Source organism: Pseudomonas sp. PS01301 (genome assembly GCF_029960215.1).
Classification (GTDB): Bacteria; Pseudomonadota; Gammaproteobacteria; order Pseudomonadales; family Pseudomonadaceae; genus Aquipseudomonas; species Aquipseudomonas coleopterorum.
This window is the reverse complement of sequence record NZ_JASCPM010000015.1, coordinates 22,246-36,128: the sequence shown is the minus strand read 5'-3', so window position 1 is coordinate 36,128 and position 13,883 is coordinate 22,246. Positions and strand designations below refer to the sequence as shown.

The window sequence follows — 13,883 nt, the reverse complement described above, 5'->3', positions numbered from 1 at the left end:
AGACATACGATGCTTCAGGAGAGCAGTTCGATGAATGCCAAGACCACCCTGGTGACACTGACGTACGGCGACCGCCTTTGTTACCTCGAAGCGCTGATCGAGCGTTCGCTGGCCTCTGCACACATCGAACGGGTGGTGGTGGTGAGCAACGCGTCGCGCGCCGATCTGAACTCGTTGCGCACGCAATGGCCGACCCAGATCACCGTGATCGAGCTGCCCAGCAACACCGGTTCGGCCAATGGCTACAAGGTCGGTATCGAGGCGGCGTTGCAACAGGGCGCTGAATACCTGTGGCTAATGGACGACGACAATGCACCCACCCTCGGCGCTGTCGAGACCCTGCACCAGCGGCTGCACGAGTGCGAGCGCATCGTGGGCGTGGACAAGGCGGCCGTGATCGGTTTTCGCCCCAACCACCAGGCCGATATCGCCGCCGGAGTGCCGCATCGCTATGCGATCCAGTTGCGCTCCAGCTGCTTCGGTTTCCACATTGCCCAACTGCCCTACAAGTTGTGGCGGCGTACGCCCTGGGGAAAACCGGCCGGGCGTAAGGCGGCCAGCAAGCCCTTGGTGCAACTGCCCTTCACCACCTATGGCGGTCTGCTCGCGCACCGCAGCGTGTTCCAGCGCATCGGCCTGCCGCTCGAAGACCTGCTGCTGTATGCCGACGACACCGAATACACCTGGCGCATCACCGCCAGCGGCGGGCAGATATTCCTGGTGACCGAGGCGCTGCTCGACGACCTGGAAGAGTCGTGGAATGCCAAGGCCCGCACCAATAACATTTTCGAGAGCTTCCTGCTCGGCAACTCGGACCTGCGCGCCTATTACACCGCGCGCAATCAGGCCTGGTTCGACAAGCACGTGTGGGCTGGCTCGACGCTGCTGTATCGGCTCAATCGCTCGGTGTTTCTGCTGTTGCTGCGCTATTTCGCAAAAAGGAGCGGTTCGGACCGACGCCTGGGCTTGCTCGAACAAGCCATGCGTGACGGGGAATCGGGTCGTCTGGGCATTCATGAATCCTACCCACTATGAAGATACTGTTCCTAAGCAGCCTGTACTCGCCGCATATCGGTGGCGGTGCTGAAATCGTTCTGCAACGCACGGTCGAGGGCATGCAGCAGCGTGGCCATCAGGTCTGCGTGCTGAGCACCGGCCCCGATGCGGGCCTCAAGCATGAATACGTCAAGGGCGTGAAGGTCTACCGCGCCGGGCTGCTCAACACCTACTGGCACTTCAGCGAGCAGCGCCCAGGCGCGTTGGCCCGGCTGGGCTGGCATCTGCGCGACAAGTACAACATGGGCATGCGCAGCTACCTGCGCGAAGTGCTGGCCGCCGAGCACGTCGACCTGGTGGTGTGCCACAACCTCAGTGGCTGGTCGGTGTCGGCCTGGGACGAGATTTCCGCCTCCGGTTTGCCGCTGGTGCAGGTGCTGCACGACATGTACCTGATGTGCCCCAGCAGCAACATGTTCAAGAAGAACGCCGCCTGCAAGGTGCCGTGCACGCTGTGCAGGCACTTCCGCCAGGGCCATGCCGAACGCTCGGCCCAGGTCGACGCGGTGGTGGGGGTCAGCCAGCACCTGCTGGGCAAGCTCACCGACGCACGCTTCTTCCGCAACGCTTCGCAGCAGGTGATCTACAACGCCAGCCCGAAGATCGACCCTGCACCGTCGCGTTTCACCCGCATGGCCCAAGGCGAACCGTTGCGCTTCGGTTACCTGGGCACCTTGTCCGAGCCCAAGGGCCTGCGCTGGCTGATCGATCAGTTCAAGAAATTGCCGTTCAACGCCACCTTGCAGATCGCCGGGCGCGGGCAGCTGGACTACGAGCAGGTGCTCAAGCTTGAAGCCAGCGGCGAAAACATCCACTTCGTCGGCTATCAGTCGCCGGAGAGCTTCTATCGGCAGATCGACGTGGCCATCGTGCCTTCGATCTGGAACGAGCCATTCGGCCTGGTGGCGGTGGAAGCCTGCGCCCACTCGGTGCCGGTGATCGCCAGTGCCCGCGGCGGCCTGCCGGAGATCATCCAGGACGGCGTCAACGGCCTGCTGTGCAACCCAGACGAGCCACAGACCCTGGGTCTGGCGATGCTGCAGCTGTACCGCGACCCCGAGCTGCGCGAACGCCTGGGCGCCCAGGCGCGTAACAGCGTCGAGCACCTGCTCGACCAGGAACGGATGCTCGACAGTTATCAACAGCTGTTCCTCGATGTTCTGCAAAGAAGAAATGTCCATCATGAAATCAGCCCTGTCACTCAGTCGCTTTGAGGCACCGGCGACACGACTTGCGATGAACAAGTCGACGCTGGTGGTCTGGACCGCGATCGCCCTGCTGCTGGTCGAGACGTTTTCCGGTGCGCTGCGCTATTACTTCGACCAGGCCGGCATCTCGGCCTTGCTGTACCTGCCCAAGGTGCTGTGCGTGGGCTTGTTCGCCCTGGAATTGACCACGCTCAAGACCCACCGCCTGTTCTGGATCCTGTTGCTGGGCCTGGTCGTCTCGGCCGGGTTGGGCATGCTCCACGGCGCGGCCCTGGTGAACCCGCTGTTCGCCCTGTTCGGCTACATTCCGCTGTTGTTCGGGCTGGTCTGCGGGGAACATCTGGAACAGCGCCGCAAGCTGCTGGGCTGGGCGATCGGCCTGTGCCTGCTGGCGACCATCCTCGGTGTGTACGCCGACAGCCTGTTTTCGGTGCCTTGGAAAGGCTACAGCTACAACCTGGGCGACCAGGAGCTGACCGGTAACATGACCTGGGCAGCCGACGGTATCGACCGACCTGCAGGTTTCGCGCGGATGTCGACCACGGCTGCCACCCTGACCGCTGTCTTCACCCTGTATCTGTGCGCCTTCACCCGCTCCAAGGTGCTGCTGCTCGCTTTGCTGGGCGTGGCGTTCGTGACCATTCTGGTGACCACCAACAAGTCCACCGCCGTGGCGCTCATCGCCGTGTTGCTGGTGATGCCGTTCTACAACCAGCGCCTGCTCTGCCGAGTGGCCTTCGTCGTACTGGTGGGCATGGGCGCCGTGCTGCCGCTGGTTGGCCTGTGGACGCCGCTGGATCCGAGCCTGGCCGCCAGTGGCGCCGAAGGCAGCCTGGTGTCGCTGTACGACCGCATGATCAACACCTGGCCGCGCCTGGCCGATGAAGTGGCCCGCCGCGACTGGAGCTGGACGGGCGGCGGCCTGGGCATGGTCGGCAGCGCGGTGAACATGTTTCCCGTGGACAACGTCAAGTACCCGGCCGTGGCCGACAGTCTGTTCATGTACCTGTGGGCCAGTTTCGGCGTCATGGGCCCGATGCTCTACGCGCTGCTCCTGCCGCTGCTGATGACACTGCGCAGCAAGAACAGCTGGATGGCTCGCGCCCTGTTGAGCATTTCCCTGTGCGTGGTGGTGGTGGGCTGGACGACTGACGTGCTGGAAGTGCCGGTCTGCGGGATCTTTCTGGGCATGGCCATCGCCCATGCCCTGCGCCGCAAGGCCATGCCTGTGCAGTGGTTGATTACCGAGCGACGTCGCAGCAACCGTGATGACTACCCCGATGGCCTTCAACTGACGTGAACCTTTTTATGCCCAGATTGCTGCAACGTATGGTTTGGTTACTGCTGGGGCTGTTCACCCATGCGAACACCAAGGCCGCCGACACTTTCATCGTCGGGGTCGGTACCCATCTGCTTCATTCGAGCGCGCCGGTGGCACGGCCGACCTTGCTTATGAAAGAGGCTGGCATCACCTCGGCCCGGGATGACCTGTTCTGGTCAACAGTAGAACTGGAGCCCAAGCGCCTGAACTTTCCGATGGGCTGGCAGCGCTATCTGCAGGCCCTGCGCGAACGGCAGATCGGCAACATGCTCATCTTGGGCTACGGCAACCAGTGGTATGAAAAAGATGCGAAACCGCGCAGCCCGTTCGTGCGCGATGCCTTCGCCAATTACGTGAACTTCATCAGCCGGCGCCTGCGTGGCCAGGTGGACTTCTACGAGATCTGGAACGAATGGGACCTGGAAGACCCGACCAGCGAAGCCTTCAGCCAGGACTACGCCACGCTGATCAAGGAAACCAGCGCGCTGGTGCGCAGCAACGACCCAGACGTGCGCCTGGTGGCCGGCGCGGTAACCACTCAGGGCCTGCAGGAAGGCTTCGCCGACCGGCTGGTAGAGGCCGGTGTGATGGACGATCTGGACGGCTTGTCGCTGCACCCGTATGTCCACTGCCGCAAGGACCATGCAGGCAACACCCCGGAAAGCTGGATAAAGTGGCTGAGCGACATCTCCAGCCGCCTCGACGCCCTGGCCGAGCGCCCGGTGCCGTTGTACCTGACGGAAATGAGCTGGCCCAGCGCCGACGAGCCTTGCGGGGTCAGCGAAACCACCCAGGCCGCGTACCTGGCGCGAGGGTTTTTCCTGGCGCGGATTCATCCGGCGATCCAGGGCATGTGGTGGTACGACCTGCTCAACGACGGCCGCGATCCCAAGGAGCGCGAACACAACTTCGGCCTGCTCGACAACGACCTGAACCCCAAGCCGGCGTACACCACGCTCAAGGCGATTGCACCGTACCTGACCCAGTACCGCTACGACGCCAAGCACAGCGTGATCAGCGACACGCTGTACCAACTGCGCTTCGCCAAGGGTGATGAACAGGTGCTGGTGGTCTGGGCGGTGGGTCAGTCGCGGCCGGTACGGATCCAGTCCAGCGCCCTGCTGCAGGGCGGCGCGCGGCTGATCGACACACGCCAGGCCGGGGTGGGCATGCGCGAAAGCGAGAACCCGTGGGATTGCGGTGAGCACTACTGCACCACCGTGGTGACCGCCTCCGAGTTCCCCAAGATCATCAGCCTGGGCAAAGCCAATTGGTTGTTCACCCAGTAGAAAACGCGACGCCCGCAGGAGCGGGCCTTAACTGCGGTGCACCTTGCGCCGCCTTCGACCGCGACCGTTGGACGCGGCACTACCTCTAGCAAGCGCGTGAGCCAAGGATGTTCCGATGATTGTCATCAATGCACGTTTTCTGACCCAGGAGCTGCGCGGGGTGCAACGGTTCGCCGAGCAGACCTGCCTGGCCCTCAAGCGTCAACGTGACGACCTGGTGTTCGTCACCTCGCCGGGTGTGCGCATGCACGAGACCGCTCGGCTGCTGGATGCCCAGGTCGTAGGGACGCGTACCGGCCACCTGTGGGAGCAGCTCGACCTGCCGCGCTACCTGCGCAGCCAGGGCAACCCCTTGTTGCTGTCGTTGTGCGCCACCGCGCCGCTGTTCTATGGCAATCAAATCGCCACGCACCACGACATCACCTACGTGCGTCATCCACAGAGCTACACCTGGCAGTTCCGCACGGCCTATCGGCTGATGACGCCGCTGCTGCTCAAGCGTTTGAAGACGCTGATCACCGTCAGCCAGTTTTCCAAGCGCGAGATCGGCGAGTTCTACGATTTTCCGGCGCAGAAGATCCTCGTGGTGCCCAATGCCGTGGGTGAAGAATTTCAACCCGGTGAACCGTTGCAGGCCGGTCCGCGCTATCTGCTGGCAGTGTCCTCGCCCAGCGCGCACAAGAACTTCAGCCGCATGATCCAGGCGTTCCTGCAGCTCAAGGGCTTCGAGCAGGTGGAATTGCGCATCGTCGGTGGCGGCGGCGCGGTGTTTTCCGACCCGAACCTGGAAGCCCTGGCCAACAGCGATCCACGGGTGCGCTTCCTCGGGCGCCTGACCGACGCCCAGTTGATCGAGCAATACCAGGGCGCGGCGGCCTTCGTGTTTCCTTCGCTGTACGAAGGCTTCGGCATTCCGCCGCTCGAAGCGCAGGCTTGCGGTTGCCCGGTGCTGGCGGCCAATGCCGCCTCGATCCCCGAGGTGCTGCAGTCCAGCGCGCTGTACTTCGATCCACTGGACGTCGAACACATCAGCCGGGCCATGGCGCTGGCCTTGAACAGCCTGACCATCCGCCAGCACCTGCGCACCCTGGGCCTGCAGAACGTGTCGCGGTTCAGCTGGGATGCGTCGGCCCGGCTGATCAGCGACCGTATCGACACGGTCCAGGCACGACGTCCGCGCAGTGCCGCATTGACCCAGCCGTCGCCCGGCAAGGAGCACTCATGACTCGCCTGGGGTATCTGGATGCCTTGCGCGGCATTGCCGCCCTGCTGGTGGTGGTCTGTCACTTGTGGCAGCCGTTGCTGGGCCCCGGTGCGCTGCCGCATTTCTGGCTGGACATCGGCAAGCTGGGCGTCATCTGGTTCTTTCTGCTCAGCGGTGTGGTGATCCCGTTCAGCCTGCACCCTGGCCCCGGCGGCGCACGTCGCTTCATCGTCTCGCGGGTGCTGCGCCTGTACCCGGCCTATTGGCTGTCGCTGGCGCTGTACATCAGCATGCTGGCACTGACCGGTGAAACCCTGCCGACCTGGCAGCGTGTGGTGGCCAACGTCACCATGCTGCAGGCGGCCATGGGCGTCGAAGACGTGATGGGGCTGTACTGGACGCTGTTCATCGAGTGGCTGTTCTATGCGCTGTGCCTGGGCCTGATGCTGATCGGTCGCCTGCGCAGCACCGGCTTCCGCGCCGCCTGCGCCCTGGCCCTGCTGGCCGCTGCGGTGGGCATGGGCATGATGCGCATGCTGCTCGAACGCAAGCTGCCGGTGGCCTTGCCGCTGGGCCTGTCGCTGATGCTGTTCGGTTCGATCTGGCGCGACTGCCTGCTCGGCCAGGCCGATGCCCAGGTGCGGCGCTGCGTGAAAGGCCTGCTGCTGGCCTATGCCGTGGCCCTGCCGCCGACCTTCTACGCCGCCTACGGCTTCGATGCCGGCAACGGCGAGTACTGGTTTCGCTACTGCTTCACCTACCTGTTGGCCATCAGCAGCTTCATGCTGCTGACCCAGCGCATTCGCCTGCATCAACCGTTGTTGCTGTGGCTGGGCACCATCAGTTATTCGCTGTACCTGCTGCACCCGAGCATGGAGCTGTTGTGCCGTTACTTGCTGGGCGTTCCCGGTCGTTCGTTGTCGGTCACCTTGCTTGCCACCGCGCTGTCGCTGCTGGCCGCGCACGTGAGCTATCGCCTCGTCGAACTGCCTTTTATCCAGTTGAGCAAACGACTCAACACCCGTGCTCGTCCCAGAGCGCCCCTCATTCCCGAACTGCAGGTGCCCTATGAAAATAGCAATCGTCCATGATTGGCTTGTCACCTACGCCGGTGCCGAAAAGGTCCTGGCCTCGATGCTCAAGATCTGGCCCGACGCCGATCTGTTCTCGGTCATCGACTTTCTCAGCGACGAAGATCGCGTGCACCTGGGCGGCAAGCGTGCCACTACCACCTTCATCCAGCGCCTGCCCAAGGCCCGCACGCGCTACCAGAAATACCTGCCCTTGATGCCCATGGCCATCGAGCAACTGGACCTGTCCGGCTACGACCTGATCCTGTCGAGCAGCCACGCGGTGGCCAAAGGCGTGCTGACCGGCCCCAACCAGTTGCACATCAGCTACGTGCATTCGCCCATCCGCTATGCCTGGGACCTGCAGCACCAGTACCTGCGCGAGGCCAATCTGCTGGCCGGTATCAAGAGCAAGGTGGCACGGATGATCCTGCATTACATGCGCATGTGGGACCAGCGCACCGCCGCGGGTGTCGACGAGTTCATCAGCAACTCCCAGTTCATCGGCCGACGCATCGACAAGGCCTATCGCCGTCCCTCGACCGTGATCTATCCGCCGGTTGATACCACCGGTTTCAACCTGCAGACCGAGAAGCAGGACTTCTACCTGACCGCCCAGCGCATGGTGCCGTACAAGAAGGTGCCGATGATGGTCGAGGCGTTCAGCGCCATGCCCGACAAGCGCCTGATCGTCATCGGCGACGGCCCGGAAATGGACAAGTGCCGTGCGGTGTGCGGCCCCAACGTCACGCTGATGGGCTACCAGTCGTTCGAAGTGCTGCGCGAGCACATGCAGAACGCCCGCGGCTTCGTCTTCGCTGCCGAAGAGGATTTCGGCATCAGCCCGGTGGAAGCCCAGGCCTGCGGCACGCCGGTGATCGCCTTCGGCCGCGGCGGCACCCTGGAAACCGTACGCGGGCTCAACGAGGACAACCCTACCGGGGTGTTCTATTACCAGCAGACCGTGGCGGCGCTCACCGCCGCCATCGAGACGTTCGAAAGCCAGGCATCGCGTTTCAACCCCCGCGCCTGCCGCGAGAACGCCCTGCAATTCGCGGAAAAGCGCTTCGAACGGGAAATGCGCCAGTTCGTCGAGAACCGCTGGAACGAGGCGCGCCTGGGTGACGCCTTCGATTGCAACCCCGTATTGGGCCTGGCCGACGCCGGTCTGCTGCTCGCCGCAGCCCAGAAGCTCTAGGCCACACGAAAAGACTTCACCGTCACACCGCTGTTCCGAACCTCCCAAATACCGTGTGAGAAGTCCGATTCTCCAAGGAAGATTGCAATGAAACGAACTGTATTCGTAGTCGCGTTGTTCGCCGTGCTGCTGCAAGGATGTGTGTTTTCCCCAGGGCAACACATGACGCCCGAAGATGCCGCCGATGACATCGGTGAAACCGGACCGGTCACGGTCCTGCCGATCAACGCGCAGACCGTCGCCCAGCATCAGAACCAGTACCGGCCCGAACCCGTACCGGCCGCGCTGTATGCCTACAAGCCAGGCGACTACCGCATCGGCGCCGGCGATGGTCTGCAGATCACCGTCTGGGACCACGTCGAGCTGAACTCGCCGACCAACCAGGAACCGCGCGCCCAGGGCACGCAGATCGTGCGCAACGACGGCACCGTGTACTACCCGTTCATCAACTCCATCCAGGCCGAAGGCAAGACCGTCAGCGAACTGCGCAATGACCTGCAACGCGCCCTCTCGCGCTACCTGACCGACACCCAGGTGGACGTCAACGTGCAGAACTACGCCAGCCAGCGCGTGGTGTTTTCCGGCTCGTTCAAGAACGCAGGTCCCCAGGTGCTGAACAACGTGCCGTTGTCGTTGATCGAAGCGGTCAGCCGTGCCGGTGGCGACGATGGCAGCGGCAACCTGGCCGGGCTGATCCTCAAGCGCGACGGTCACGAGTACCTACTCGACATCGACACCCTGAACCGCAAGGATTCCAAGCTCAACGGCATCTACCTGAAGAACGGCGACCAGCTGCACCTGGGCAACAACCGGGCGAACAAGGTCTACGTGCTCGGCGAAGTCAATTCGCCCCAGGTGATGACCTACGGCACCAGCACCTTCACCCTGCTCGAAGCGCTGGGCAACGCCGGCGGCCTGTCCCAGGAAACCGCCAACGCCGAGGCCATCTACGTGATCCGCGGCGCCCAGGAGCGCGCCCAGCAACCCGCCACGGTGTTCTACCTCAACGCCAAGAAGCCAACCGCTTTCCTGCTCGCCCGCCAGTTCGACCTGCAAGCCTCGGACGTCGTGTTCGTCGGCCCTTCGGACATCACCCGCTGGAACCGCTTCATCAGCCAACTGCTGCCCTCGGCGTCCGTGGTCGCTACTGGCAATGCGCTGAGTCAGTGACCTGACCTGAAGCGGCACTGAACGCTTGGGCAAGCGCTCCACTCCAAGTCTTGCCCGGGCGCTCATTGCCAGCGTTTCGCGTCGACGGGTATTCGAATCATCTGCCCACACCAGGAATTCTCATGACTGACCCACGCAACGTTGCCCACGACAAGAAAGTCCAGCAGGAAAAGAAGAACCACGGCGAAGAGATCGCACCCAACGCCGAGCACGCGCCACAGCCAGGCATGAAGCCAGCGCTCAAGCACGACGATGAGCAGCAGGACGAGCAGGATGACAAGGCTTGAGCCTGTCTTTGAGCTGAGTTGAAGACCGTGGTCTGGCGGCGCCGATTCATGTCGGCGGCCGCCACATCGCTTCCCAAGATGTGCATTTCTCCGCAATCCGCAAAAAAGCTCGTTTTGTCTGGAAAATCCCAGTGCGAACGGCTCCCCCGCCTACCCCCAAATCCGCTACGATTACGCCCTACAGCCTGACCGCTCAAAGGGAATTGACATGCCTCAACCTTCACTGCCGGCCGCCGAACACGTGGTGCTGGACAACGGCCTGCACGTGCGCCTGCATCATGAGCCACGTCTCAAGCGTGCCGCCGCCTTCATGCGCGTTGCCGCAGGCAGCCACGACGTACCCGCCGCCTGGCCTGGTCTGGCCCATTTCCTTGAACACCTGTTCTTTCTCGGCACCGAACGCCACAGCGGCGACCACGGGCTGATGGCCTTCGTGCAGAACCACGGCGGGCAGATCAACGCCAGCACCCGCGAGCGCTGCACCGACTATTTCTTCGAAGTGCCGGTGAATGCCTTCGCCGGTGCGCTGGAACGTCTGTGCGACATGCTCGGCCATCCGCGCATGACCCAGGCCGAGCAACTGCGCGAACGCGAAGTGCTGCACGCCGAATTCGTCGCCTGGTCGCGCGACCCCGAGGCGCGCCACCAGCAATGGTTGACCAGCGCGCTGGACGCCGAGCATCCGCTGCGGGCCTTCCACGCCGGCAATCGCTACAGCCTGCCGGTACCGCGCGATTCGTTCCAGCAGGACCTGCGCAGCTTCTACCGGCGCTTCTACCAGACCGGACAGATGACCCTGTGCCTGGTCGGCCCGCAACCGCTGGAGCAGCTGCGTGCCATGGCAGAAAAAGCGGCGGGTGCGCTGCGCCCCGGCGACACCGCCGAACAGATCGCCCCGCCACCGCTGGTGGGCACGCCGAGCGAAGCGGTCGAGCCGCCGGACAAAGGCCGTTTCAACCTGCTGTTCGCCTGCGAAAACCTGCCCCGCGGCGCCACCCAGGCCCTGGAGTTCCTCGCCACCTGGCTGGGCGCCAGCCAGCACGGCGGCTTGTTGGCCGAGCTGCGCCGTCGGCAACTGGTGCAGACCCTGGAACTGAGCACGTTCTATACCTTCGCCGACCAGGCCCTGATCAATATCGAATTCAAGCTCACGCCAGCAGGCGAAACGGCGACCGCGCTGATCGGCCAGCTGTGCTTCGATTGGCTGGAGTTCTTCCAGGCCCACGACGACTGGCAAGGCCTGCGCGAGGAATTCCGCCTGCTCAACGAGCGCCGCTTGCAGGTCGCCAGCGCCTTGGAGCTGGCTCGCCATCACAGCGATGAAACGCCGTGCGAGTTGAGCCGCCAAGCCTTGCAGGCGTTGCGCGAGATTCTCGAACACCTGCGCCCCGAACACCTGTTGCACCCAGTGGCAGCCGGTCCGGAACGCGACCTGGCCGGTCGCTGGCGACTGCCGCCGCGCAACCGCTTTCTGCGCCCCAGCCGCCGCCCGGACCATCCCGTACCGGATCCGCAAGGTCTGGCCTATCGGGACGGCGCTTCGGCGCACAGCCATGAAGCCGCTCTGTACCTGCGCTGGCGGGTCAATGCCTCGCGCCATCAGGGACTGTTCCGTACGTTGCGGGACAGCCTGCGCAAACTCACCGAAGAAGCACGCCAGGCCGGTGTGCAGATGGTCTTCAGCAGCCTGGGCGACGACTGGCAACTCAAGCTGAGCGGCGTGCAGGCGCCCATCCCGGCGCTGCTGGAGCAAGCCCTGGAGCTGCTGGCCATACCGGCCCCGGAGGTCTGGCACCAGGCCGGGCAGGAATCCGCCAGTACCACCCTGACCCCCATCAAGGAACTGCTCAAGCGCCTGCCCGACCACAGCCTGGGCTATTTCCACAGCCGCACCTCCGACGAAGACCTGCGCCCACTGGCCTTGCAGAAGCTGTGGGGCGCGGCGCGCTGGGACGGCCTGGCCGTCGGCATGAACGACGGTGAACGCAGCGCCCTGAACAATGCGTTGCGCAAGATGCCCGGCACCGCCAGCCCGCAGCGGGCTCAACCGCATCCGGCTCAATCGGGGCGTAGCTGGAGTCATGTGCCCTGCCAGTCGAGCGAACAGGCGCTGCTGTTGTTCTGCCCGGTGCCGAGCCAGAGCATCGCCGACGAAGCCGCCTGGCGCCTGCTGGCGCAGCTGTGCCAGACCTCGTTCTACCAGCGCATGCGCGTCGAGCTGCAATTGGGCTACGCCGTGTTCAGTGGACTGCGCCAGATGGCTGGCCGTACGGGTCTGGTGTTCGGTGTCCAGTCGCCCCAGGCACCGCTGGCCGATATCCTGGGCCATGTGCAGACCTTCATCGAAACCCTGCCAACCCTGATCGATACCCTGAAACCCGCTGCGCTGGACACTCAGCGCGAAGAGCTCGCCAGTCGCCACGAGCGCTCGCAGATGGACCTGCTGCCCTTGGCCGAGTTGCTCTGGCAAGCCTGTCAGGCCGGCCATGGTGCCGACTACCTGAGTGCCCTGCAGCGAGCCGTGCGCGAGCTGCGCCCGGGCGATCTGCACCAAGCCGCGCAGCAATTGGCCAGCGGCACCGGCGGCTGGCTGTGCCTGGCGACGGGACCTACGCTGGAGCCTTCGTGGGTGCCGGCCCAGCGATCGTTACCGGGCAGGTAACGGACTTTATCGAATAAATACCCATAGGCGGCTTTCTTATTTAGTAACATAGCGCCCCAAGGAGCATTGAACGTCCTACGGTCGGGGCGGACTAATGCTACAAGCCCATCAACCCAGAAGGAGATCTCTTATGTGGACCAAACCTGCTTACACTGATCTGCGCATCGGCTTCGAAGTCACCATGTACTTCGCCAGCCGCTAAGCTTCAGTTGCAACGCAACGCCTCGGCCAGCCAATGACCGGGGCGTTTTCATTTCCAGGCTTGATGCTGCGAGTTCTTCATGCATATCCAGATTCTCGGCTCCGCCGCCGGCGGCGGCTTTCCCCAGTGGAACTGCAACTGCACCAATTGCAGTGGCTTTCGCGATGGCAGCCTGCGTGCCCATGCGCGCACGCAATCGTCCATTGCCCTGTCCGACGACGGGGTGAACTGGGTGCTGTGCAACGCCTCGCCGGACATCCGTGCGCAATTGCAGAGCTTTGCGCCCATGCAGCCGGGCCGTGCCCTGCGTGACACCGGGATACAAGCCATCGTCCTGCTCGACAGCCAGATCGATCACACCACCGGCCTGCTCAGCCTGCGCGAAGGCTGCCCGCATCAGGTCTGGTGTACCGACATGGTGCATCAGGACCTGAGCACCGGTTTTCCGCTGTTCAACATGCTCAGCCACTGGAATGGCGGACTGGACTGGCAACGCATCGAACTTACAGGCAGCTTCGTGATTCCGGCCTGTCCGAACCTGCGTTTTACCCCTCTGCCGTTGCGCAGCGCCGCGCCGCCCTACTCGCCCCACCGTTTCGACCCGCATCCGGGTGACAACCTGGGTTTGATCGTGGAAGACACCCGTACCGGTGGCACGTTGTTCTATGCGCCGGGTCTGGGCCAGGTGGACGATGCCCTGCTCGAACGCATGGCGGGCGCGGACTGTCTATTGGTAGACGGCACCCTCTGGGATGACGACGAAATGCAGCGACGCGGTGTTGGCACCCGCACCGGACGCGAAATGGGCCATCTGGCGCAGAACGGCCCGGGCGGCATGCTCGAAGTGCTCGAAGGGCTGCCGCGCCAGCGCAAGGTGCTGATCCACATCAACAACACCAACCCGATCCTGGACGAAGACTCGCCACAGCGGGCCGAACTGGCCCGGCGCGGTGTCGAAGTGGCGTTCGATGGGATGAGCATCGAGTTGTAGTGGAGTGTCAGGGAGGGCCTCTTCGCGGGCAGAGACCCGCTCCCACAGGGTTCAATGAAGCCCTTGTGGGATCGGGGCGGGCGGCGAGCCCTCTGCCCGCGAAGAGGCCCTCACAGACAACACATTCCCCACAAGGATCGATGCAATCCCTGTGGGAGCGGGGCGGGCGGCGAGCCCTCTGCCCGCGAAGAGGCCGGCACTGACAACACATTCCCCGGGAGAACC

12 protein-coding genes are annotated in these 13,883 nt (G+C 63.8%); all 12 read left to right on the top strand.

Translation table 11 applies throughout. The features are described 5' to 3' along the window. Positions 1-30 precede the first annotated feature (30 nt). Complete coding sequence (locus tag QMX89_RS10410) at positions 31-1,035, top strand: glycosyltransferase (protein WP_056845294.1); 1,005 nt, start codon at positions 31-33, stop codon at positions 1,033-1,035. Then, positions 1,032-2,270: a glycosyltransferase family 4 protein gene (locus tag QMX89_RS10405; protein ID WP_282348084.1), complete on the top strand. Its 1,239-nt coding sequence runs from the start codon at positions 1,032-1,034 to the stop codon at positions 2,268-2,270. Before QMX89_RS10410 ends, QMX89_RS10405 begins: the two co-directional genes overlap by 4 nt. A 22-nt stretch (positions 2,271-2,292) precedes the next feature. Next, positions 2,293-3,564, top strand: coding sequence for a hypothetical protein (locus QMX89_RS10400; RefSeq protein ID WP_282348083.1), 1,272 nt, complete (start codon positions 2,293-2,295; stop codon positions 3,562-3,564). 29 nt (positions 3,565-3,593) lie between these two features. Next, positions 3,594-4,874, top strand: a complete 1,281-nt coding sequence (locus QMX89_RS10395) for a hypothetical protein (RefSeq protein ID WP_236690552.1) — start codon at positions 3,594-3,596, stop codon at positions 4,872-4,874. A 115-nt stretch (positions 4,875-4,989) separates the two neighbouring features. After that, on the top strand, positions 4,990-6,099 hold the full coding sequence (locus tag QMX89_RS10390) for a glycosyltransferase family 1 protein (protein WP_282348082.1): 1,110 nt from the start codon (positions 4,990-4,992) through the stop codon (positions 6,097-6,099). After that, positions 6,096-7,169: an acyltransferase gene (locus tag QMX89_RS10385; protein ID WP_122743274.1), complete on the top strand. Its 1,074-nt coding sequence runs from the start codon at positions 6,096-6,098 to the stop codon at positions 7,167-7,169. Before QMX89_RS10390 ends, QMX89_RS10385 begins: the two co-directional genes overlap by 4 nt. Beyond that, the gene (locus QMX89_RS10380; RefSeq protein WP_056845288.1) at positions 7,147-8,346 is read left to right on the top strand and encodes a glycosyltransferase family 4 protein; all 1,200 of its coding nucleotides are present in this window, start codon (positions 7,147-7,149) and stop codon (positions 8,344-8,346) included. Before QMX89_RS10385 ends, QMX89_RS10380 begins: the two co-directional genes overlap by 23 nt. 87 nt (positions 8,347-8,433) lie before the next feature. Then, the gene (locus QMX89_RS10375) at positions 8,434-9,516 is read left to right on the top strand and encodes a polysaccharide biosynthesis/export family protein (RefSeq protein WP_049862447.1); all 1,083 of its coding nucleotides are present in this window, start codon (positions 8,434-8,436) and stop codon (positions 9,514-9,516) included. Positions 9,517-9,638: 122 nt separating this feature from the next. Continuing rightward, positions 9,639-9,803: a hypothetical protein gene (locus tag QMX89_RS10370; RefSeq protein ID WP_090360818.1), complete on the top strand. Its 165-nt coding sequence runs from the start codon at positions 9,639-9,641 to the stop codon at positions 9,801-9,803. A 208-nt stretch (positions 9,804-10,011) separates the two neighbouring features. Further along, positions 10,012-12,465 carry a pyrroloquinoline quinone biosynthesis protein PqqF gene (gene pqqF, locus QMX89_RS10365; protein WP_282348081.1) on the top strand — a complete coding sequence of 818 codons (2,454 nt, stop codon included), beginning with the start codon at positions 10,012-10,014 and terminating at the stop codon, positions 12,463-12,465. 130 nt (positions 12,466-12,595) lie between these two features. Then, complete coding sequence (pqqA, locus tag QMX89_RS10360) at positions 12,596-12,667, top strand: pyrroloquinoline quinone precursor peptide PqqA (RefSeq protein ID WP_008365141.1); 72 nt, start codon at positions 12,596-12,598, stop codon at positions 12,665-12,667. A gap of 79 nt (positions 12,668-12,746) precedes the next feature. Beyond that, on the top strand, positions 12,747-13,658 hold the full coding sequence (gene pqqB, locus QMX89_RS10355; protein ID WP_056845285.1) for a pyrroloquinoline quinone biosynthesis protein PqqB: 912 nt from the start codon (positions 12,747-12,749) through the stop codon (positions 13,656-13,658). Positions 13,659-13,883 lie beyond the last annotated feature (225 nt).

Excerpts from the sequence above, each read along its gene's own strand:
- QMX89_RS10410 (WP_056845294.1), top strand. The coding sequence starts at position 31 with ATGAATGCCAAGACCACCCTGGTGACACTGACGTACGGCGACCGCCTT.
- QMX89_RS10405 (WP_282348084.1), top strand. The coding sequence starts at position 1,032 with ATGAAGATACTGTTCCTAAGCAGCCTGTACTCGCCGCATATCGGTGGC.
- QMX89_RS10400 (WP_282348083.1), top strand. The coding sequence starts at position 2,293 with ATGAACAAGTCGACGCTGGTGGTCTGGACCGCGATCGCCCTGCTGCTG.
- QMX89_RS10395 (WP_236690552.1), top strand. The coding sequence starts at position 3,594 with ATGGTTTGGTTACTGCTGGGGCTGTTCACCCATGCGAACACCAAGGCC.
- QMX89_RS10390 (WP_282348082.1), top strand. The coding sequence starts at position 4,990 with ATGATTGTCATCAATGCACGTTTTCTGACCCAGGAGCTGCGCGGGGTG.
- QMX89_RS10385 (WP_122743274.1), top strand. The coding sequence starts at position 6,096 with ATGACTCGCCTGGGGTATCTGGATGCCTTGCGCGGCATTGCCGCCCTG.
- QMX89_RS10380 (WP_056845288.1), top strand. The coding sequence starts at position 7,147 with ATGAAAATAGCAATCGTCCATGATTGGCTTGTCACCTACGCCGGTGCC.
- QMX89_RS10375 (WP_049862447.1), top strand. The coding sequence starts at position 8,434 with ATGAAACGAACTGTATTCGTAGTCGCGTTGTTCGCCGTGCTGCTGCAA.
- QMX89_RS10370 (WP_090360818.1), top strand. The coding sequence starts at position 9,639 with ATGACTGACCCACGCAACGTTGCCCACGACAAGAAAGTCCAGCAGGAA.
- pqqF (WP_282348081.1), top strand. The coding sequence starts at position 10,012 with ATGCCTCAACCTTCACTGCCGGCCGCCGAACACGTGGTGCTGGACAAC.
- pqqB (WP_056845285.1), top strand. The coding sequence starts at position 12,747 with ATGCATATCCAGATTCTCGGCTCCGCCGCCGGCGGCGGCTTTCCCCAG.